We start from the raw sequence: 20,171 nt of genomic DNA on the forward strand, positions 1-20,171 counted from the left end.
TCAAACCGGCCGGACTTCGAAGAACGCCTCGTCGGTGTCCCCGAGATCTCGGAAGCCCGCGGTTCGTGCGGCGTCATAGGCCTTGGCCCAGCGCTGCGCCAGCGCCAACTCGTCCTTCGTGAGGTCCGCGCCGCTGGACTCGTAGGCGTTTTGGTAGGCACGCAGCGCCGGCACCACATCCTCGCCGAGTTGGCGCTCGAGTTCACGCGTGAAGCGCTGCTCGGACACACGCACGACATCGGCCGTGGCGTGCGGGTAGTCCAGGAGCTTGGCAATGAAGGCAACGCGGTGCGGCTGCAGCAGGATGTCGAAATTCAGCGGCGCGTCGACTGCCGCCTCGACCTCAAAAAGTTCAGTGTTGTTCATGGCGCATCCAGTCAAGGCTTTGTGCCTTCTGTGTGGTCCGGTTGTCGATGCAGGAGGTTGAGGTCATCACGGAGGGCCGCGGGGCAATGAGGCCCTCACTGCGATCGCGAAGCAGCGACGCCCGCCCGCTCGCGCCGCGCCAGCGGCAAACGACGGATCGCTCGCGTCGAAAGGAACACCCGCCAAGCGGTGGCGAGTGTGGACTGCTTGGAACGACGCAGCCCTTCAGGCCGGCCGTCGGGTTCGCAGACACGGAGAAGGCGCCAACTTGTCCATCAAAAGGGCAGCGCACAGAAGGTCGCCCGGATGTGATCGCCAGCGCTGCCGTCTCGCGGATGGCGGTACTGCTCCGCGGAGGCTGCGCACAACTCCGCGACGCCGTGCGCAAATTCCTTGAGATCCTCCGGAAGCGGCTGCCCGTGGTCGATCAGGCCGATGTTGCCGGCCAGGGTGCGGAATTTCTGCTCCGCTTGGACTTCGAAGCGGTCCGCGCCCGTGTCGAAGCCGAAGCGCTGACGCGCACACTCCTCGGGAGGCCGATGGCTCAGGAAGGGGTACACCGCATGGGCTTCGAACGTCAGGTATTCGATGTCGACGCGGCCCTGATGCAGGCGCTGGTACTCGTCGCTGAAGCGCCGGGTCCAATCGCGCTTGGCGTCCCGTCGCGTCGCAAGGCGGATGAACTCCCCATTAGAAACGGGGTTGTCGGGCGCCGACTCGGCGCCGGGCAGGGGCGGGGTGATGTCCATGGATAATCTCCAATAACTGTATGAAAATACAGTATCGACCCGTCCCAACCCGACCGTCAATGGGTTCCCGAGCGCAGAATTCAGCCAAGCCATGTGCACCCGCTACATCACCCCCGGAGACCGCGAAATCGAGGCTGCCTGGTACATCGGCGCGCGCAGCGCGGAGCGCTGGATGCGCAGCATGCGGCCGCTCTCCACCGGCGTCTTCATCCGCCGTGATCGCGAGCGGACCGAGTACGCGCGTGAGTTGGTAGCAGGGCAATGGGGGCTGATCCCAGCGCACTCGCCGAGCCATATCCCCCAAAACAAGCCGCGAAGAGGCGAGACGAAGTCCAAGCGGCTGTCGACCTACAACGCCCGGTTCGATGGGATCGAGAAGAAGCCGACCTTCAAGGATGCATGGGCCCACAGCCGGCGGTGCGTAATCCTCGCCGACAGCTTCGATGAGCCCTGCTGGGAAACTGGCGCCAACGTGTGGTGGCGCTTCAAACGCACGGACGGCCGTCCTTGGGCGCTCGCGGGCCTGTGGAGCCCCTGGCTGGACCGCGAGACCGGTGAGATGTGGGAGAGCTTCACCATGATCACGATCAACGCCAACCTCCACCCGATCATGGCCAGGATGCACAAGCCAGAGGTCGACAAGGCGACAAAGAGGCCACTCGAGGTGCAAGACAAGCGCTCGGTCGTCGCCATCGAGGAGCACGACATTGACCGCTGGCTCACCTGCTCACCGCAGGAGGCCCGAGAGATGGTCGAACTCATCCCCGTTCACCTGATCGACGCCGCACCGGCGCCGACCGTGCCCGAGGCGGCCGAGGCAGGTCAACAGCGAGAAGTCGAATCCTCGGAAGAAGGCTGAGCTTCCACCGCGGCCCATGGCGGAAACCGACGAGCCGAGGGCCGGGCTACTGCCCAGTTGATGGCATTCGAGATACGGAGTCCAGCGGGTACTCGGTGCGACCGCAGCGTGCCAGGCAAAGCAACACATCGGTGCTGAGCTTCGGAGCTATGCGGCCGCGGTAGCAGCGACAGCCTCAACGACTGTGATCGCTCTGCCTGACTGGTTCGCCACCCCCATGCTCGGTATCACCCATCGCGTCGGGCTGGTAGGAGCAGACTTCCTCACATCGAGGATGTGAGCAGGGAGCGGTGGCGTGCGTACTTGTGCGGACCGTGCGAGTCGCGTAAGTATTTCCGAGCCTTTGGATGTCATGCACCAACGTCCGTGCCCAGCATGGTGAAAGGCGCTGGGCAAGTTGGCGAAGATTCGCCAACTCCAGGCGTGGCGCGGAGCACGAAGCGATGGTTCATGAGCACGCACGGCGTTAGCGCATTTCCGTGTCGCGTGTTCCTCCGATGCGAACTGGTTCAGCGATTGTTTGAGCGTCCCGGCTGATCCAGCGCATTTGTTGCTGGGACTCGTGCAGTGCCGATGGGCCAGAGCCCTAAAAAAAGCATGGCGTGATGCGCTTGCTTCGCCCGGTTCGCTGCGACGAGGGCCTTTCTGTCACGTGGATATCAGCTTTCCCGCCTACCTCCTCCTCGTCCGTCGTACAAAGGAATTCATCTTGCGCAGGGCAACTGTTCGACGAGTGGCACGCGCTTAAGCATTGGCGGAAAGGGTGGAAGTTTTGTCGCTTTGTTGCGAGAACGTCCTTTCTAGACTGCGCTCGAGTGAACCGAGAAAGCAACGGGCCCACTGCAGCACGTCATAAAAAAGCCCGGCATCACATTCGATAAGGAAACCATTCATGCGCAAGAAAAGAAATCCGCCATTCCTTGAGCGACGCCCAGGCGGCAGCCTTCGGCTCTGCAAGCCCCGAGTGAATGAGGACTTTGCCTCACCTTTCGAATTCTTCCTGAACATGGAGAGGGCGCTGGTCCGTGCCAACAACCTACAGGCCAAGTTCGACGTGATCGCGCGATATGCGCGACGGCTTGGCTTCGAACGTTGCGCCTACGGCGCCAGAATTTTTGACTCGTTCACGCGCCCTAAGACGCGCATGATCAACAACTACAGCGCGGCTTGGCAGCAGCGCTACCAGGAGGCGGGTTATCTGGGCATCGACCCAAGCGTAGCGCACGGCTTGCGATCCCATGCACCGCTAATCTGGAGCACCGAACTCTTCAGGAGCGCCCCACAGTTCTGGGACGAGGCGCGAGAGAGCGGTTTGCGCTATGGATGGGCTCAATCGTTCTTCGATGCTGATGGTTGCGTAGGCATGCTGACAGTCGCTCGCTCCCACGAAAAGCTCACATCCTCCGAACTTTCAATCCTCGGCTACCGGCTCCACTTGCTCGCCGATGCCGCCCACCGGCACTTGTCGGCTCAGGTTCGAAGGGACGAGCCTGACAACTTTCCGCTCCTGTCAGACCGAGAGCTCGAGGTGCTGCGTTGGACTGCGGATGGCAAAACTTCCGAAGAAGCCGGCATCCTCCTGGAGGTCTCCCCCAACACGATCAAGTTCCACATGAAGAAGGTGATCGAGAAGCTGTCCGTGGCAAACAAGGTAGCCGCTATCGCCCGCGTCGTGAGCAAAGGTCTTCTCGTTTGATGGCAGGGCAAGCTAGAACAGATCCGCTGCGCGATTTCCCGATTGCATGAAGCTCTCAGCGTGCTTTGGAAACTCCTGTCGCAAAGCCTCGTTCAGGGCATTCCCTCGTCGGTAACGAGAGCCGTTTCCGATGAACTCCGCCAGAGGTTTGGGTCTCAGTGTGTGAGTAAGGCTGCACAGAGGTCGAGTTCGCCGGCCCGGCGCTGCGGATTGAAAATCCGCGTGTCGGTGGTTCGAATCAGCCCCAGCCACCATCTTCCTTTCTCAGACGATCCCAAGTCAGCTCGAAAGTCCTTGTAAATCAAGGCCTTAGCCTGAAAAGGCGGCTCAAGCGGTATCGCTGAATCCCACAAAGTCCTGTTCTTGCGCGTACCCAACTGTGTACCCCAGACTGCATTTCAATCGCAGTCGAACTTGGGTACATCGTGGGGCGACTCAACGAGCTTCAGATGCCAAGCTCAGCATCGGGCACTACCCGGTGGTGACGCTTGCGGCGGCGCGTAGGAAGGCGCGCGCCGAGGCCGAGAAACGCGCCGATGGCGTCGATCCCCGTGAGGCGCGGCGCGTGGAGGAGGAGCGCGATCGCGTTGCCCGCCTCAACACCTTTGAACGGACCGCCCGCGCCTGGCATGCCCAGGCAAAGAAGGACCGCGAGTGGTCCGCCAGCTACGCCGAGAAGGTGATGCGCCACCTGGAACTGCATATCTTCCCGTGGATCGGTGCGCTGGCCATGGAAACGATCGTGCCGACCGAGGTGGTCCGGTGCCTGCACCGCATCAAGGAGCGCGGCAATCTGGAGACGGCGCAGCGCGTGCGCGAAGCGGTGCAGCATGTGTTCCAGTACGCTGTCGACGTGGGCACGCTGGATCCAGCCAGGAACTTCGTGAACAAGCGCACCGGCGGTCTGCCGCCACCCCGAGCCCGCCACTACGCTGCCATCACGTATTCGCAGAAGCTCGGCCAGTTGCTTCGCGACATACTTGCCTATAACGGCAACGTAATCACGCGCGCGGCCCTGCAGCTTTCGCCCCTGCTGTTCCAGCGGCCTGGCCAGTTGCGGCTGGCGCATTGGGAAGATGTGGATCTGGATCAAGCGCTGTGGCGCTGTCCGCCCGAGAAGCTGAGGGAGTGGAAGAAGCGCGACGTGCGCACCCCGGCTCACCTGGTGCCTCTGACCGGCCCCAGTGGACCGATCTTCCGCAGCATGGCGAAGCGTTCCGAAAAGACGCGCTACATGAGCGACAACACCGTCAACAGTGCTCTGCGAAAGTTGGGCTATGACACGAAGGAGCAGATCACCGGCCACGGGTTCCGTGCCACGGCCCGAACCCTGATTCGCGAACTGTTGGGGTGGGATCGCGAGGTGATCGAGCGGCATTTGGCGCATGGCTCCGATGAGGAACTGGGCGGCAGCTACGACCGCACGACGCATTTCACGCAGCGACGCAAGATGATCCAGGTTTAGGCCGACCTGCTGGACGATCTCGCTGACGGGAAGCGTGTCGAACCGGTGCGCGATATGCGCGGCTTTGATGCTGCGCGGACGACATCACGGACGGGGGCGGGCTCTTCCCTCGATGTCGGCAACGAGCGAGGCGTCAAGACAGCGGTGTAGCAATTCTCCGGTAGCCTTCCGGATCGTCGATCCATGCCTGAAGCTCGGCACTGGGCCATGCTGAGGCTCGGCCGGCCAGATGGACGGGGCTTGGGAAGCGGCCTTCGGCAATGCGCCGGTAAACGGTCGAGCGACTGAGAGTTGTGATGCGCATCACGTCGTGCAGGCGATAGAAAGCCGGCGAAGCCTTGGAAAAATTTGGCTTCGGCAGGGCTTGATGGAAACGCATGATGATTCCTTGTCGAGCAATGTCGAAAGGATGCTTCCTACGAGGGGCCGAATGAACTCAGAAGAGCGTGGTCTAGCGCATTCGGGGATACGGCCTCGACCCAAGTTTCTTTGCCATGCCGGTTCTGAGTTCGAACGTCGACAGGCTCGCATGGCTGCGTAGCGTGCTCGCGCAACGATGCCAACCTCCTAGCACCAGATAACGCGACCATCTCGGACCAAGAAGTGGGCGCCGCACGTTGTCGAGTCCACCGATGGAAAGATCGACGGCCCTTGCTCTTCAGAAACCACTCGCCATGACGGCTGGTGGCCCTTCATCAAGTTGAGAGCAACCTGCTGCCCGCAGCCGCAAGGGCATACAAAAAAGCACCACTTGTTCGCTCCACCACTCCGAAAGAGCGCGACTACTTTGTTGCTTCGACCTGAAGCAACGGCACGGGCGCGTTCTTCAAAGACTTGCAGGCGGAAGCGCTGCTCCCTTGGTGCTCGGCCTAGCGAACGAAGCCAACGACTGATGGCCGTAAACGCATGAGTGATCCACTTCATGTCAGTCGCCTCGCTCGACGTCTGTGCGAGCGCGTAAGACGCTCAGACGGCGGTTGTAGGCAGCGATCCAGGAGAGGTGTTCGATGCGCAGCGCGGTCACGAGCCGTTCGACCAGCGAGTCGTCGATGGCGACAGGGTCCCCATGGGCGAAGGCATTTCTTCTGGTTTGAATTTCCTGCAGGAGAGACGCGATGGGAGCGTAGCCCGCATCAGCCAAATCGGCGTTGTAAGTTGTGGCGAACAAGATCTTGTACAGCCGGTCCATCCTTGCGCCCACGGAGCGGTAGCGAATGCGGAGGTTCTCGGCTTCCTCCGCCGGACGATAAGAAAGGCCCAAGTCAATGAGACGATCGATGCGAGATTCGAAGTAGGTCCAGAAGAGCAGAACGATGCCAACTTTGTCGGCCATATGCCTGCCGGCGACGCGCGGTCGAGGAAGGGTCTCCACGTCCAGCGTCGGGCGCTTCCACTCCCGCTCGATCAACTCCAGATAGACGTAGTCCTCATAGCGACCCTCTGCGCCGGGGGTGACGTATGTTGGAGGCTCTCCGAGCCGGCTTGGGTCGATAGGTTCGCACGGGCTCGTGCGGCCGCACACCGGACACGCTGGCTCATTGGAGCGAAGGGCAGCGCACTCACACCTGTAGAAGCCATACCATAGACTGCTCCAGGGATAGCGGGTGGGGAGGTGGTCGAACCACACGTATTCTTGATCGGGTTCCATTTCTCATCCCCAGGAGAGGCCGAGATGCGGCGATATGTCGCCCGCGGCGAACGACTCGTCGTTGGCGCAGATGCAGTTCGCCCGCATCGTGCCTGAGTTAGACCGCACGGTGCCAAGGTCGAGGCGCATGAGCGACTCGTCCCCCAAAGACTTTCGCGCCCCGGGCAGGAACAGACGTGCGAGAAATTCGGCTGCCGCCATCGACGCAACTGCCGATGTGTAGGCGACAACAGCTGGCGCAGGTTCGTCAAGTTCAGGTGCATAGCCTTGTCGAATCTGAGCCGAACGTTCGTCGAGTCGCATCGCTTCCAGGCGTAGGCCTTCAGCACTGATTCGCCCTCGGCAGAACAAGCATGGGCTTCCGGGAGTCATAGTGGTAATCCGGCCCCACACCTCCTTGATGGACTGCTGCGACGCTTCGATCTTGACACCCAGGTCAATCACCGGTGTCAGATAGTGCCGATGGTGTGCCATTAGGATGCTGCGCGGCATCTCTTTGTCGACGCAGCTGAAGATCACATCGCAATCGCGCAGCATGGCGGCCACGTCTTGTCGACAGATGCTGCCCTCAACCGCTTCGACGATGGTCCCCAGGCCGATTGATCGCAGATGCTCTTCAAGCACACGTACTTTTGCTTGCCCGACTTGGCTCATCGCTGCGCCCAATACCCGGGGAACGTTCGAGTCCTCCAACTTGTCCTCATCGAAGAGGCGAAGTGTTCCGACACCGAGCCTGGCCAACATCTGCGCGATAGCTGAACCGGTGCCGCCGGCGCCGACGACGCCGATCACAAGCTGTCGAAGTAACGCCTGACCGTCGCGCCCGATGGCACGGATCGACCTGTCGAAGACGTCTTGCTTGCCGACGCTCGCGCCTGCATGGACCTTCCAGTGTGCTCCCCACTCGGCGATGACGTCCAAATCCGCTGCCTCAGGTGTGTAGATCCGGCCCACTACGCACCCATCGCACACCACAAGTGCGCCGTGGGTCCGCCCAGGTACTCGGGCCTTGAAGAATTCAATCAGCTTCGGCTCCTCGCGGTCGTCCTGGTCTGAGAAGTAGAGAGCCCCGGACGGATGTGAGTGCACAAAGATGATCGAACTGCCTGTGTCTCGGGCAATCTTGGCCACCGACGTGTACGCCGCACTGGCCAGGGACATGCCCGCTGCGTGCTGGCGCAGGTAGTCCCCCGGGCGCACCGGCACGACCTGCTTGACTATGAGCTTGCAGGATCTGTCGGTGCGCACCTCCGTGCATAGCAAGAATGCCGCCCGCTCGACGAACGGGGACGCTTGCAAAACCTCGTGCAGGCTTCGCGAGGTGGCATCGCTGAACACTAGGCTGGATCGCATGCGGTCACCTTTCCGGCCCCTTGGAGCTCTCGTTGGATGTGGACGAAGAACGAACGCAGGCTGTCGACACCTGGCTGCCAGGGCGTTTGGTTCAGGTGCCGAGAGAAGCGCTGCCAGTTGCGCCCGCAGTGGCTTTCAATGTAGTCCGACGCAGGGGCGTACTGCCCCGTGGCTTGCAGGCGGATAGGAGGGTCGCAGTACCACATGTCCAACGGCGTCATGGGGTAGCCGTTCGGGATCCGGACCATCAGGTCTGTGCGGTCCGGCGTGAAGCCGCCTCCTGTTACGCAGAAGCCCTTCACGACGAGGCAAGACTGACCCTGAGCCGGGACCAATTCCCAGTCCAGCCCTCGCTCGCGCAGGAACGCTTGATCTTGCGCGCGCAGCATCACTCGGCTCCCGGGTTGATGGTGGAGGGCGCCGTGTAGAAGCGACTACCTCGGTGCACGCGGTAGGTCTTGCCGGGCTCGATCAGGACGTCATCGCGAGGGCCGGGCGTCTCGAGGAACAAGTCGCGGTTGGCCGGCACATCCGGCGTAGGGACGGTCCGCAGTTCTGCGCCGGTCAGTTCGCGGTCTTCAACGACGTAGGTCACCTCGTCGATGACGATTTCGATGCGGTGGACGGGTTTGTGGTCGATCGCTGTCATGGCTACTCCGTGGCTGTAAAGTAGCTATAACATAGCTAATAAATGAAGTTAACGCAAGTGGCTTGCCAACAATTTTTAGCTAAAAAGCGTATACTTCGCGTGTCGAGCCAAAGGAACTGAGATGACGCCAGCCAAGAAGACCATGACGCTGAACCTGACGGACGCCGAGATGACCGTGCTTGAACAGTTGGCAGCGGAGAAGGACATCACCAAGACTGCGCTCCTCCGCCAGGCGTTGCGCCTTTACCAGTTGCTGGATTCGCGTACCAAGGCGGGAGAGAGGCTCTTCTTCGAAGACGAGAAGAGCAAAGAAAAGAAGGAAGTGGTGGTGCTGTGACCGCAAGCGAAGACATCGAACTCTGGGACAACGCCCGCAAAGTCTGGGAGCCGGGGACGTTGTGGCGGCAACCAGACCCGCATCTCGTGCTGCGCGCGGAAGAGCAGTGGCGTGGATGGATGGAGGGCGTGGCCGCCATCAATGTCGACCGCGGACTCGGGGTGACACTGCCATTCACGTATGCGCACTGGCCGTGGGGCCGCATCGCAGTGCAGGCCAATCGGTCCCTCCGTGAAGAGGTCTACGCGGTAACGCGGACGACCAACCCTGGCACCCAATCGCAACGTGTCTGGGTTGAGGGCCTGATGCACCTGAGTACCTACGAGCATTCCTGCCGCGCGGAGAGTCACAAGGGGAAACCGGGGATCTACCTCGATCTCATAGCCACTGCGCCGTGGAACCTGCCTGGGGTTCTGACCCCGCCGCGGTATCAGTTGGTTGGAAAGATCTTGATGCGACAGGCGATCGATATCAGCCGAGACTTCGGTTTTAAGGGACGGCTCGGGCTGCACGCGCTGGACGAGGCGGCACGTTGGTATGAGAAGAAGATCGGGATGGTCAGCCTCGGCCGCGACCCGAAGAAGGAAAACCTCGAGTACTTCGAACTCGAGGAGGCTGCGGCCGAGGCGTTCTACCCGTTTGAAGGAGATGATGATGAAGAAAATCCCACGTAGCTGGCTAGAGCGAAATCTAGAGCCCGTTGGGAGCGAAGTACCTCTTGCCGGGACTGGGGACCTGACTGCGTTCGAAACCCGGGTGGCTCGAGCTGAAAACACTGCCGCTCAGCCCACGCCGGCCCACGCGATGGCTGTCGTGGTGAAGGCTGCCTGTGCGCAAGAGAAGCTGGACAAGAAGATGTTGGTAGACCGATCGGGACTGTCTGACGACGACGTAACAAAGCTGTTTGAAGCAGCCGTTCCGCCTTCACTGCGCGTTGTCGCTGGTGTATCCAGGGCCTTGCACCTATCACGAGGGAAGCTCGCAACCATTGCTGGCTTTGGCAGCGTCAGAGACGCGCAGAACGATGCCGTCATGGTGAGGTACGCGACTCTTTCCAAGGGGATGACTACGTTGGACGAAAACAGCCAAGAACTTGTCGAGGATTTCATAAAGTTCATGTCCGAAGACTGACCTGGGACGGACACGCAATAACGAAATGAGGGCTGAGGATGAAGGGACCACTTGTACCAGTCGAAGAGTCGAAGGCAATTGCAATCCGGGTCGACCGATTGCTAGCGGACCTGGGTCGCCCCAAGCCGCCAATCAGCCTTGCGCAAGTCCGGGCAGTCCAGAAGCTAGACGTTCACTACTACTCCGTCAGCAACCCCGACTTCATGGACCGCCTAGCGCACAAGATGCGCATTGCTGGGAAGGTCATCACGGAACCCTGGCGTCTGGTCGAGGCCGTTAAGCAGATGGATCTCAAGGCGCTCCTGCTCCCCGATGCTAAGAGAATCCTCATTGATGAGGACTTGCACGACATCAAGAAGCGGTGGGCCGAGGCACACGAGATCACTCACGACCTGCTCGACTGGCACAAAGACTTCATGTACGGCGATGCCGAAGTAACGCTGTTGCCCTCCTGCGAAGCGATGATCGAGGCGGAGGCCAATCTGGGCGCAGGCTTGATTCTGTTCCCTGGGTACTACATCAACGACTACCTCAGTGGCAAGGACCCGCACATGTCCTTGGCGATGAAACTGGCGGACGACTCAGGTAACAGCATTACATCTGCGGGATGGCGGATCGCCGAACAATCGAGCCGGCCGACCTTCTTCATGGTTTGCGAGCCGGGTTCCTTGCGGGAAGCGTCAGTAAAACACTTGGCGGTCTCGGCGCCGTTCGAGCAAAAGTTCGGTCACATCCAGGCTCCCCAACTGTTCACGATCGTGAAGGCGAATGCTCGCCACGCGCGCGGCGGACCATTGGGCGCATTTACATACGCACTGAGGGATGTGGAAGGCCGTCAATATGAGTTTGTGTTCGATGTCTTCAGCAACGGGCACTCTATCCTGACAATGGGGTACACAAAGGTCTAGAGATCGCCAAGCCGTTTTACCGCGCAATAAGCATGACAAATCAGACGCCAAACACCCCTTCAGCGACGGGTCGCTGCGATGGCAAACGTGAGGACTTCCTGCTGGAGACATACCGGCAGACGTCGACCCATCTGGGGCGGCACATTACTGGCCTGTGGCAGTGCGTGGGAGTCGTAGGAGCCGCGCTGATAGTGTTTGCCCAGGATAAGGACAAGCCGTTGAACGACTACTCGTGCACTTTGGTCGTGATGCTGTGCGGGTGGCTCGCGGCGACGACGTTAGACGCGAGCAATTGGTTCAACAGGAATCTTGCGATCATTACTAACGTCGAGCGCCTGTTCCTGAACTCAGATGACCTAAAGCTTGTCCACCCCTTCTTTGGGTCTCATCGACCGCCAGGCAAATATGCGCAGCATTTCGAGATCCAGTTCTGGCTCTCCGGCGCGGTGGGTGCCCTTGTCTTGTGCTATCACTTTATCGAACGCGTCGTCCCGGGCTTTTCCCTGCCGTTGGCCAACTTTCAGCTCGCACGAGCACTTCCGTACTTACTTGCGCCGGTCGTTCTATTTGCGCTGGTGAGGCTGCATCGACACTACGTGAAGAAGGACGAGGAGTTCCAGCAGAAGTCCCCGGGCATCGTGCTCTGAGGGGGCCACGCGAGACCGCGACGCATCGTAGCGTTGCCTCCCGACTAGACGGCGGAATCGACCAAGGGGACTTTCAAATTCCAAGGCAGCCCCTTTAGCTTGTTGCGCTGGATTGACTTCAGGGTCTCAACGATCTTGCCACGACCGGACGACGTATCCAAGCTCGCTGCGTTCCATTCGGAGGTCCAGAGTCCAGGCTCAAGTTGATCCAGGGCAGCCGAGGTGAGATCGCGTACCTGGTTGAGATCAGTCAAGTCGATGGCTTGCCCCGGGGTCGTCGACCAACTCACCATCGCCTCTACGAGAAACTCGGTCATGCAGATGACCCCCACCTTGGTGGTTAGCTTCCCTGCTGGGTCTGCCCAGGCATCCGCCCACTTTTCGGCGACTACCTTCCAGACTTCGATGAAGAAGCGGACAACAAAGTCCGGGTTAGGGTCCGAGGATGCAGTTTGGTCGATGCGCTGGCGCGAGATGTATGCCATCGCCATTTCGAACGCGTTTACAGGGATGGCGCGTGCCGGGTCTTCCTCGTTTCTCGGCCACTTCAGCCGCCCCCTGAACGGACTGTCTTCTTGAGTATCAATTTGATCCAGGTAGGCGGGCTCGCCGCTCGACTTCATGCGCGCAGACTTGCGCAAGCGTGCATCAAGATTCGCCGAGGAGTAGCCGATCTTCAGCGCCTTGATATGCTCAGCAGCGACCTTGCTTACCTTGTTGTTGATGACGACAAACTGGAACGCAATCTCGTCGTCGGATGGACCGATGATGGTGACGAGATTGACAGGCATGTTCGCATCAAACTGCGCGATGCCGTCAGTGCGATGCTGGCCGTCGATGATGAGCCCGGGTTGGGGCTGCGCTTCATTCGTCGTAATCGTGAGGGTCACCGCTTGAGGTGCCGTTCCGACAGTTTGCAAGTCCAAGGCACCGAAGGTGGCTGCAGCCACCGGAAGTGCGACGATGATCGACGTGGGAATGGTGTTGCGCTCGTCGACTTTCAGAAAGTCTTCAATGGCATCGACTCTGGCATCTTTGCGTGCCCGCTGTACCCCCTGCTGATTCTCCGGCGTCAGGCGGTCCACGCGGGCCCATAGTCGGAGTTCTCCGACGAGGACCGTGCAAATGCAGAACAAAGCTTCCGCGGTGGCTCGCTGCTTGTAGATGATGGCAGGGTAGTTGTATTGCGGCATGTCGTCACTCGGTGAAAGAGAATTTCTCGGCGTCATGAGCACGGAAGTTGAAGAAGTGCCGATCAACGGCCTCGTCAATCAACTCGACGTCGGTGCGTGGTCCGAGCTTGACAAACGCCTCCTTCAGCGTCAGATACTCGGATGTTGCGAGGGCGCCTGCGGCGCGTCTGTGGAGCGCCAGTCCGAGCAATCGCTCTTCATCATGACCGCCTCGCTCAGAAAGCGCGTGGTCAAAGACTACGCCGAATACGCTCCAAGATGCGCGGTCTTCCTTGGCGCCATTGCAGGGGGCGCAGATTGGCAAAAGGTTGTCGGGCGTGCTGACACCGCCCAACGTCCGAGGCCAAATGTGATCGAGCGAAATTTCACGTAGAGGCGTTTCGAAGTCTGGCGACCAGAGCGTGTCGCCGCAGCAGTAGCAGCGAACTTGGCTGTCGATCGGTTCCTGCGCTTCATGGAGAGTGACCGCGCGTGCCTGAGTTCCAATGTCCGCGTTACCAGCGAGAAGCGACCGGTAGACAAGGTAGGGCAAGACTCTGCGTGGTCTGGGATCCAAGGCGGCAAACTCCATGTGTTCAACCATGTGTCTCCAGACGTGATCCTCGACCAGACTCTGCCCTGCAGGACTCCGTGTCGCCTCACCGTCTAGTGCCGCTTCCTTCTGGACCCGTTTGGCGGTCTTCAGTAGACGGTAGGCTGTCGTGGTCACAGCCACATCGATATGGCGTTCCGCGAACGGTCCGGGCGGTTCTAGCCACCTGGGAAGGTCAACGAGTTCAAGCGTCGGATAGGCGGACTCACTGTCGGACACGTACATATCCCGCAGAGCCAGCCAGAGATCCTCGCCGGGCGATGTCGGGCGAAATCGCGGCAGGTCACCCCGGATCGAATATGGCTGCTTTCCTGGCATTTCTTGTCTTCGGCTTTGGGCGAGCTACGCGATGAGGGCGCAGGAGTCCCCGCTTGTCGGGCGACTGACTTCAACGCGTTCGACGGTCCAAGATCCATGCGCCATGGCGTGGAATATGAACGAGCAGAGGTTTTCAATCGTCGCAGATCCCAGTTCAGCGACGTCATCCAGCAGACGATGGTCCAGCTTCTGTCGCGCGTCTTCAATCGCGCGGCGGAGCAGCGCTAGGTCAACGATCATGCCGGTTTCTTGATTGCGCGGGCCCGACACTGTGACCGCCGCGTGGTACGTATGGCCGTGGATGCGCCTGCTCGGCTCGGCATCGTATTGCCGCTCCAATGTGTGAGCAGCATCGAAGTAGAAGCGCTGGGTGAGTTCAAACTTCATCGGATCCCCAGGGTTTTGTGAGTCTGCGTGCTGAGCCGCCAGCGCGGGTCGCGAAGACAGACCTCGATGGCCCGCTGCGTGTTCTCCCGTTGCAATGGGCCATCCATAGGCTGAAGAAGGTGCAATTCAAAGGCAAGCTCAACGAGTGCATCTAGATTCTGACCATCCTGAGGGACGACTACCTTTAGTTCGTTACCCGACAGTTGGCGAAGCGGAGCACCGGCCTTCGGGCTCACGCAAATCCAGTCAACTGCATCGGGAACGTCCAGCGTTCCATTCGTCTCGACAGCGATTTCGAAGTCGCGCGCGTGAAGCTCTGCCAACAACTCCGCATCGACCTGGAGCAGCGGCTCACCACCCGTCAAAACCACAAAGCGCTTCCCCGTTTGCGCGGACCAAAGAGACGCCACACGATCCGCGAGTTGGCCAGCTGATTTGTATTTACCGCCGAACGTGCCGTCGGTTCCCACGAAGTCCGTGTCGCAGAACTTGCAGACAGCGGTAGCGCGGTCCTCTTCGCGTCCCGACCAGAGATTGCACCCCGCAAAGCGGCAGAAGACTGCTGGTCGCCCAGCATTCGCTCCCTCGCCTTGCAGGGTGTAGAAGACTTCCTTGATGCTGTAGGTCACTTCGCTGCCTCCAACTCCGCGTAACGCTCCCAGCCATTGCGTCGCAACTGGCAAGCGGGGCAACTGCCACAGCCATAGCCCCATGCGTGACGGGTGCCTCTCTCTCCGAGGTAGCAAGTGTGGGTGTGCTCGACGACGAGATGCACTAAGTCCTTGCCGCCCAACTCGGCGGCAAGACCCCACGTTGCTGCCTTGTCCAGCCACATGAGCGGGGTCTCGATGGTGATCGGCATGTCCAGTCCGAGCGTCAACGTGGCCTGCTGCGACTTGATAGTGCTGTCTCTGCAGTCCGGATAGCCGGAGAAGTCTGTTTCGCACATGCCGCCCACGAGGACGCCGAGACCTCGCCGGTAGGCGAGGGCAGCAGCCAAGGTTAGGAAGAGCAAGTTCCGGCCAGGAACGAACGTGTTGGGCAGGCCGTTGGCCTGCATTTCAATGGCACGGTCGTCCGTCAACGCAGTACTGCTGATCTCGCCAAGAACTGCCAAGTCGAGAAGATGGTCATCGCCAAGCTTAGGAGCCCAGTCGACGCGCAGCGTCTTGAGTGCGGTCCGCACGGCAAGCCGTTGCTGGAGTTCAATGGAGTGCCTCTGCCGATAGTCGAAGGCAACCGTCTCAACGTGTGCGTACCGCTCTAGAGCCCACGCCAAACATGTTGTCGAATCTTGCCCGCCTGAAAGGAGAACCAGGGCTTTGCGTTCACTCATCGTGTTGACCTCGTGGCTCGCTTGGGTTGCTTCGTATGCCGCACCAGCGAAACGAGATGCTCAGCCAGTTGCTGGACCTGCCGTGGCGTGAATTCGATGTGGTTCCAAGGAACTTCCTCTCCATCACCGAAATGCCAGTGCCCTTCAGTCCATGCCGTCTTGCCGACAAGCGGCTGCAGGCCGGCCACGAAGGAGTCGACCGAGGCGGAGTGGGACCGTGCGTAGATCTCGTCCATCACAAAACCCATGGCGACAACGCCCGCTCCGTGAACGAGGCGAGAGGTGGTCGGCTTATGCTGAGCCCATGCCTGCGGGAAGACCTTCTGTACGGCTGCGAAGTAGTTGTTGAGCAGCCCTTGAGACTCGCTCAGCCCATCTTCGCCAGACATCAGAACCTGGATGGCTCCAGCAGCTTCGGAGTTCAGGATCGCCTTCTGAAGCGCCGTGTCCTTGACGACCCCGGCGGGGTTCGTTTGCATCTTCACCTGGTGGCGAAGGGAGCTCCCCTCGGCAAAGTTCAGCCTCTCAGTCAACGCCGCGGCCAACGCTCGCGACGTCAGGCGCTCAGGCAACTCATCAACCCCCGGGAGCAGTTCGTAGATGAGCGACTTCGGAAGAGGGCGAGTGTTGTTTATGAGGATGAACTGGCGCCGAAGTTCTTCCATGTCCTTGCACAGAAGGCACGAGGCAAACACCTGGAAGTCGTCGCGGCCGGTTTGACTGAGGGCCGTCAGGCGCTGCTGCCCGTCGACGACAAAGCCAGGTGGGCCGTCTGACACCGTCACTTCGAGGACACACTGGGCGCCCTTGCCGGGGATGACGCGCGCGTTCTCTACGAAGGCCAAGACGAGGGCGTTCGGAAGTACAGCGTCGTCTTGCTCAAGATAGGTCCTGATTTCGCTGATATGCCCTGCGACCTGGGGTCGCTGGAATCCCACCGCCCGTCCGTCACTGTCGCGTGCCAATCGTTCGATGGCAGCGATGTCCGCGATCTCAGACGCGGTGGCCCGGATCATCACCACGTTCCGCTCGCCGCCCTGTGTGGCCAAAAACCCCTCAAACCTAAGCTTCTTCTTTGACATATTCTGTTTTCCGTTCTTTGACCTCTCCCGAGATGCGCGCAACGTGCTCCGAGTAGACGTACAGATTGTGAAAGCCTCGCCGCTTGTTGCGATTGGACGAGCGGAAGATGATCACCTCGACACCAGACTCTCTGCACACCTTGCAAGGACAGGCTTTCCAAGGGGATGCACTCAAAGTTCTGCGAACTCGTTCCTCGGTGTCAGCGAGGGCCTTCAGCAGCGTCTTCTCGGTCTTGGCTTTTGCGGTCTGGTACATGCGCTGATAGACCATGACCGCTTCAACAGTCGCCTCTAGCTTGAGCTTCCCCGAGTCGAAGGCTCGCAAGGCAGCGAGGGCGCCTTGCTCTGCTTTGGTGGCCTCCTCTTGCCGAAGTTCACCCCTCAGGCTTGCTCTAGTCAGGGCTGGGTCCTCCACCGCTAGTGGAACGCGAATGGCTGTGTAGTAGTCCAGTCCGCTGCCGGCAGTCGGAACGTAATAGTTGGCCTTGGCGTCCATGAACGCCCTGTACAACGGTGACGTTGTGTCGAAGCTCTCGATACCGTAGTCGTAGAACTCGCTGATTTGCTCCGCCTTCGCAAAGCCAAGTATGTGCAGGCGAGTTGAAGGCTTCAGTTTGCTGCGGATCGCGCGCAGTGCGATGTGGACCTCGCCTGCAGACAGCGGGACCATGCCTCCGACCGCAAGGTAGTCGTAGCCCATCTTTTCAAGCTGGCGCGCAGCCTCGGCCATGCTGTCGGGCGACCAACCCTGTATGGCGCCCAGGGGTGTGAACCCGGGAATGCTTCGAGTCGCCTTCCGAAATACGCGAGCGTTCTCTAGAGTGATGTCGAAGCGATCGCGATCATCACCTTCTGCGCCCTCCATGCCTTGGCTCTGCGGCCTGAACGCAAAGATGATGTGGTCAACGGAGCAGCCATGGGTGAACTGGCCGTCGGCGTAGAACCGTGCCATCTCGTCAGCGGAGTAGGGCGGCGCCTTCTCCTTCACATACGTGAATGCCCCGCAGTCTCCGAAGATCGGGAGGTTCTTCAGGTGGGGCGTGTCCATGCGCAGGAACGCACGGGCGCCCTCGCGACGGAAGCGCATCGCATGCGCGTCGCTGTACTTTCCCTTGACGCGGCTGTCGCCGACGATGCCTCGGGACACGAGTACCCCATCGTAGGGGGGCTGCGCAAAGTACTCGTGAGGGTAGGCGTCGGACCAATACGGGCGGCGACCAGCCGAGTGGTTGTCCCGGAGGAAGTCGTACTCGGGATCAATCTGATCGATGGAATCTGCGTAGATGAACTTCATAGCGCGCTCGTTCGGACGTAGGCTGCGCTAAGCAGTTGAATGACCCGCGTTGAACTCTTGCTGGTCATCTCCAGCGTGTTCCAGGGCATGCCAAGACCCTGCCATGAGCCAGAGTGCCAAGCGCATTCGCTCGCGATCTTCTTGAGTTCGGCCGTGTAGATTGCCTGCGGGTTCTTGTGCGAAAAGCCGACCCGCGCGCAGATGCGGTCCATCATGACGCCCATGACGGTGACGCCAACGGCCGAGGTCAGCCGACTCTTCTCTGGCGGCAGGTTCCAGGCTTGGGGGAACGTCTCTGCGACTGCGCCCCAATAGGCGCTGAGCAGGCGATACATCTCGGCCAGGTCGGGCCCGCGCTCGCCACTCGCCTTCAGATGAAGCAGCGCGCCGCTGGTGCCGTTCACGCGGTCGCGGATCATGCGAACAATGGCCGAGTCGACGAAGACGTCGGGCCGGTCTGGCTTGAGGGACGTGCGGGCGATGCGCTTGTAAAACGGCGACTGCGGCTTTGAGTTGAGCAGGTTGCAAAGTTCACTAGGAACTCGGTTGGCTGCCAAGTCGCGAGGCAGGAGCGTGTCGTCGGTCGCAGGCAGGAGTTCGTCGATGAGACGTTGCTTGAGAGGGCGCGCGCGGTTCACAAGGATGAACTGTTCACGATGCGTCTCGATGGATTGGGATTCAAACGCTACGACGGGCACAAGAAGACCGCCGTTCTTCGACTTTGAGAGCGCAAGAGAGCGCTGCTGACCATCGACGATCCACGCGACCTTCTCGCCGTCAGGGCGGCCGGGGATCGTGAGCCTTCCAGCTTCGACACCTTCGACGCTTACACGATCGACTTTGGGGCCGCGCTTGGCCTGAAAGGTCACACTCGGAGTGATAGCCAAAATGACGGCGTTCGGAAACAGACCGGGGCCCTTATCGAGGTACTCCCCAATCTGTCGCACATGGGTTTGGATCTCCGATCGCTGGAATCCGACAAGCGTGTTGCTGCGACCTTCCCGCTTTACGCGGCTCATGTCTGCAATCTGCGAGATCTTGTCGCCAGGCAGAACAAAGCTGTAGACGGTGGCCTCGCCCTGTCGGAAACGCAATGCGTTCAACGTCATCGATGCGGTGCGCGCCCTGGCAACCGCAGCCTTCGGTTCGCGCTTGGTTTTCGGCTCCATCAGACGAATCTCCTGCTATGTTCGACTAGCCGACGGAACCTGTTTTGCTCGCATGCCTGGCCGGCCTCTCGGAATGCGCGCAGCAACGCTGTGACGGACCGCGCCGACCCGGGGTCGGTGTTCTTGATCCAGCGGAGGACCTCGATGTCAGTCTGGACACTTCGCTTTGGCACTTCGATAGGCGTCGCCTTGGCAAGATCGGCCTGAACCCAGCGCCTGTGGGTCGAGGCATCCACATCGTCATGTGGATGTCTGGACAAAAGTTCGGCGAAGTGACCTAGAGCCCGCTGTGGGAAGTACGAATTCGCGCCACTGGGTGCCGTGGCCAGCCCCGCTAAGCGCTCGTCATAGCGCAGAACGCATGGCTCCAGTTCGCTCGGAACCCGGGTGTTGGCTGCGACGATGAGCCTCAATTTGGTTTGCTGATGGGCGCTTAGCGAGATCAAGTCGCGCGACACCATGCGCACGTAGGGTTCGGGCAAGGCGATCAGGACAGGGCCTTTTGAGCGTCTTACCAGGGATGCGATCGGCTGGCTGCGACCAAACTCATCGTTGAGGGTATCCCACCAGTCAGCCGCGGACGCTTCGCCTCGGGCCACGGCAGGCGGGCATGAGGCCTCCTGCGACACGCTCAGGTCGTAAGACGGTACCCAACGTTGCGCCGAGACGAGCGACAGCCCTGCGGATACGAAGTAGGACGGGCACGCTAGCCGGCGTGCAGCCGCCAGCGCGAAAGAGACGCCTGGTCCTCCATAAAGATCGGCCGCGCGCGCGACTGATGTGGCGACGGCAACGCGGCTCGCCCACTCCCGGGCAAAGGAGGCGAGACGCTGTGCTCGAATCGTTGAAACCGTCAACTGCGGGTCGACGGGAGCACGCTTCGTAAAACTGCAAGACGAGAGAATGACCATAGTTGAGAAACTGTACAGGCGACAGTATCCCAGATGTGCAGTTTCCTATCTAGTAGCGGGGGCACGCGACGTTGCGGCGCA

25 protein-coding genes are annotated in these 20,171 nt (G+C 60.4%); 8 read left to right on the forward strand and 17 right to left on the reverse strand.

Annotated elements, in window-relative coordinates; translation table 11 throughout:
• Together R0232_RS42260 and R0232_RS42265 are read right to left on the reverse strand one after the other, a co-directional pair.
• Nucleotides 1-366 carry a hypothetical protein gene (locus tag R0232_RS42260; RefSeq protein ID WP_395344897.1) on the reverse strand — a complete coding sequence of 122 codons (366 nt, stop codon included), beginning with the start codon at nucleotides 364-366 and terminating at the stop codon, nucleotides 1-3.
• 275 nt (nucleotides 367-641) lie between these two features.
• Nucleotides 642-1,115, reverse strand: coding sequence for a hypothetical protein (locus R0232_RS42265; RefSeq protein WP_431513335.1), 474 nt, complete (start codon nucleotides 1,113-1,115; stop codon nucleotides 642-644).
• Nucleotides 1,116-1,206: 91 nt separating this feature from the next.
• On the opposite strand from R0232_RS42265, the gene R0232_RS42270 reads away from it, so the two are divergent.
• The 3 genes from R0232_RS42270 to R0232_RS42280 all read left to right on the forward strand — a co-directional run bounded on the left by R0232_RS42270 (nucleotide 1,207) and on the right by R0232_RS42280 (nucleotide 5,135).
• A complete protein-coding gene (locus tag R0232_RS42270) occupies nucleotides 1,207-1,974 on the forward strand; it encodes an SOS response-associated peptidase (RefSeq protein WP_431513336.1) in 768 nt (255 codons plus the stop codon).
• Between the two features lie 892 nt (nucleotides 1,975-2,866).
• Nucleotides 2,867-3,670, forward strand: coding sequence for an autoinducer binding domain-containing protein (locus R0232_RS42275; RefSeq protein WP_431513337.1), 804 nt, complete (start codon nucleotides 2,867-2,869; stop codon nucleotides 3,668-3,670).
• A 379-nt stretch (nucleotides 3,671-4,049) separates the two neighbouring features.
• Complete coding sequence (locus R0232_RS42280) at nucleotides 4,050-5,135, forward strand: tyrosine-type recombinase/integrase (RefSeq protein WP_431513338.1); 1,086 nt, start codon at nucleotides 4,050-4,052, stop codon at nucleotides 5,133-5,135.
• A 133-nt stretch (nucleotides 5,136-5,268) separates the two neighbouring features.
• Here R0232_RS42280 and R0232_RS42285 read toward each other — a convergent pair whose 3' ends face one another.
• The 6 genes from R0232_RS42285 to R0232_RS42310 all read right to left on the reverse strand — a co-directional run bounded on the left by R0232_RS42285 (nucleotide 5,269) and on the right by R0232_RS42310 (nucleotide 8,785).
• On the reverse strand, nucleotides 5,269-5,514 hold the full coding sequence (locus R0232_RS42285; protein ID WP_431513339.1) for a helix-turn-helix transcriptional regulator: 246 nt from the start codon (nucleotides 5,512-5,514) through the stop codon (nucleotides 5,269-5,271).
• Nucleotides 5,515-5,702: 188 nt separating this feature from the next.
• Nucleotides 5,703-6,059, reverse strand: coding sequence for a DUF6527 family protein (locus R0232_RS42290; protein WP_431513340.1), 357 nt, complete (start codon nucleotides 6,057-6,059; stop codon nucleotides 5,703-5,705).
• A gap of 1 nt (nucleotide 6,060) precedes the next feature.
• The gene (locus tag R0232_RS42295; protein WP_431513341.1) at nucleotides 6,061-6,783 is read right to left on the reverse strand and encodes a hypothetical protein; all 723 of its coding nucleotides are present in this window, start codon (nucleotides 6,781-6,783) and stop codon (nucleotides 6,061-6,063) included.
• 3 nt (nucleotides 6,784-6,786) lie between these two features.
• Nucleotides 6,787-8,136: a HesA/MoeB/ThiF family protein gene (locus R0232_RS42300; RefSeq protein WP_431513342.1), complete on the reverse strand. Its 1,350-nt coding sequence runs from the start codon at nucleotides 8,134-8,136 to the stop codon at nucleotides 6,787-6,789.
• Nucleotides 8,121-8,525 carry an E2/UBC family protein gene (locus R0232_RS42305; RefSeq protein WP_431513343.1) on the reverse strand — a complete coding sequence of 135 codons (405 nt, stop codon included), beginning with the start codon at nucleotides 8,523-8,525 and terminating at the stop codon, nucleotides 8,121-8,123. The genes R0232_RS42300 and R0232_RS42305 overlap by 16 nt, the downstream gene beginning before the upstream one ends.
• Nucleotides 8,525-8,785, reverse strand: coding sequence for a multiubiquitin domain-containing protein (locus R0232_RS42310; RefSeq protein WP_431513344.1), 261 nt, complete (start codon nucleotides 8,783-8,785; stop codon nucleotides 8,525-8,527). The genes R0232_RS42305 and R0232_RS42310 overlap by 1 nt, the downstream gene beginning before the upstream one ends.
• A 121-nt stretch (nucleotides 8,786-8,906) precedes the next feature.
• On the opposite strand from R0232_RS42310, the gene R0232_RS42315 reads away from it, so the two are divergent.
• From R0232_RS42315 to R0232_RS42335, 5 genes are read left to right on the forward strand one after another with little or no spacing between them, the layout of a single operon-like run.
• A complete protein-coding gene (locus tag R0232_RS42315) occupies nucleotides 8,907-9,122 on the forward strand; it encodes a transcriptional regulator (protein WP_431513345.1) in 216 nt (71 codons plus the stop codon).
• Complete coding sequence (locus R0232_RS42320; RefSeq protein WP_431513346.1) at nucleotides 9,119-9,796, forward strand: hypothetical protein; 678 nt, start codon at nucleotides 9,119-9,121, stop codon at nucleotides 9,794-9,796. The genes R0232_RS42315 and R0232_RS42320 overlap by 4 nt, the downstream gene beginning before the upstream one ends.
• A complete protein-coding gene (locus tag R0232_RS42325; RefSeq protein ID WP_431513347.1) occupies nucleotides 9,777-10,253 on the forward strand; it encodes a hypothetical protein in 477 nt (158 codons plus the stop codon). Before R0232_RS42320 ends, R0232_RS42325 begins: the two co-directional genes overlap by 20 nt.
• Before the next feature lie 38 nt (nucleotides 10,254-10,291).
• Nucleotides 10,292-11,161 (forward strand): ImmA/IrrE family metallo-endopeptidase, encoded by an 870-nt coding sequence (locus R0232_RS42330; protein WP_431513348.1) that lies wholly within the window; start codon nucleotides 10,292-10,294, stop codon nucleotides 11,159-11,161.
• 32 nt (nucleotides 11,162-11,193) lie between these two features.
• Nucleotides 11,194-11,808 carry a hypothetical protein gene (locus R0232_RS42335; RefSeq protein WP_431513349.1) on the forward strand — a complete coding sequence of 205 codons (615 nt, stop codon included), beginning with the start codon at nucleotides 11,194-11,196 and terminating at the stop codon, nucleotides 11,806-11,808.
• A gap of 44 nt (nucleotides 11,809-11,852) precedes the next feature.
• Here the strand turns inward: R0232_RS42335 and R0232_RS42340 are convergent, their stop codons facing one another.
• Genes R0232_RS42340 through R0232_RS42380 form a run of 9 tightly spaced genes read right to left on the reverse strand, consistent with a single transcriptional unit; the run spans nucleotide 11,853 to nucleotide 20,090 of the window.
• Nucleotides 11,853-13,001, reverse strand: coding sequence for a DGQHR domain-containing protein (locus tag R0232_RS42340; protein ID WP_431513350.1), 1,149 nt, complete (start codon nucleotides 12,999-13,001; stop codon nucleotides 11,853-11,855).
• 4 nt (nucleotides 13,002-13,005) lie between these two features.
• Entirely contained in the window at nucleotides 13,006-13,911 is a 906-nt protein-coding gene (locus tag R0232_RS42345) for an HNH endonuclease (protein ID WP_431513351.1), read from the reverse strand.
• Nucleotides 13,912-13,935: 24 nt separating this feature from the next.
• A complete protein-coding gene (locus R0232_RS42350; RefSeq protein WP_431513352.1) occupies nucleotides 13,936-14,298 on the reverse strand; it encodes a 6-carboxytetrahydropterin synthase in 363 nt (120 codons plus the stop codon).
• Nucleotides 14,295-14,927: a 7-carboxy-7-deazaguanine synthase gene (gene queE / locus R0232_RS42355; protein WP_431513353.1), complete on the reverse strand. Its 633-nt coding sequence runs from the start codon at nucleotides 14,925-14,927 to the stop codon at nucleotides 14,295-14,297. The genes R0232_RS42350 and queE overlap by 4 nt, the downstream gene beginning before the upstream one ends.
• Entirely contained in the window at nucleotides 14,924-15,634 is a 711-nt protein-coding gene (gene queC / locus R0232_RS42360; protein ID WP_431513354.1) for a 7-cyano-7-deazaguanine synthase QueC, read from the reverse strand. Before queC ends, queE begins: the two co-directional genes overlap by 4 nt.
• Entirely contained in the window at nucleotides 15,631-16,716 is a 1,086-nt protein-coding gene (gene dbpB, locus R0232_RS42365) for a DGQHR domain-containing protein DpdB (protein ID WP_431513355.1), read from the reverse strand. The genes queC and dbpB (R0232_RS42365) overlap by 4 nt, the downstream gene beginning before the upstream one ends.
• A complete protein-coding gene (dpdA, locus tag R0232_RS42370) occupies nucleotides 16,697-18,010 on the reverse strand; it encodes a tRNA-guanine transglycosylase DpdA (protein WP_431513356.1) in 1,314 nt (437 codons plus the stop codon). The genes dbpB (R0232_RS42365) and dpdA overlap by 20 nt, the downstream gene beginning before the upstream one ends.
• Nucleotides 18,007-19,179, reverse strand: a complete 1,173-nt coding sequence (gene dbpB, locus R0232_RS42375) for a DGQHR domain-containing protein DpdB (RefSeq protein WP_431513357.1) — start codon at nucleotides 19,177-19,179, stop codon at nucleotides 18,007-18,009. Before dbpB (R0232_RS42375) ends, dpdA begins: the two co-directional genes overlap by 4 nt.
• Nucleotides 19,179-20,090 carry a hypothetical protein gene (locus R0232_RS42380; protein ID WP_431513358.1) on the reverse strand — a complete coding sequence of 304 codons (912 nt, stop codon included), beginning with the start codon at nucleotides 20,088-20,090 and terminating at the stop codon, nucleotides 19,179-19,181. The genes dbpB (R0232_RS42375) and R0232_RS42380 overlap by 1 nt, the downstream gene beginning before the upstream one ends.
• Nucleotides 20,091-20,171: the final 81 nt, after the last annotated feature.

It is taken from the genome of Variovorax sp. DAIF25, from assembly GCF_050711835.1.
Classification (GTDB): domain Bacteria; phylum Pseudomonadota; class Gammaproteobacteria; order Burkholderiales; family Burkholderiaceae_C; genus Variovorax.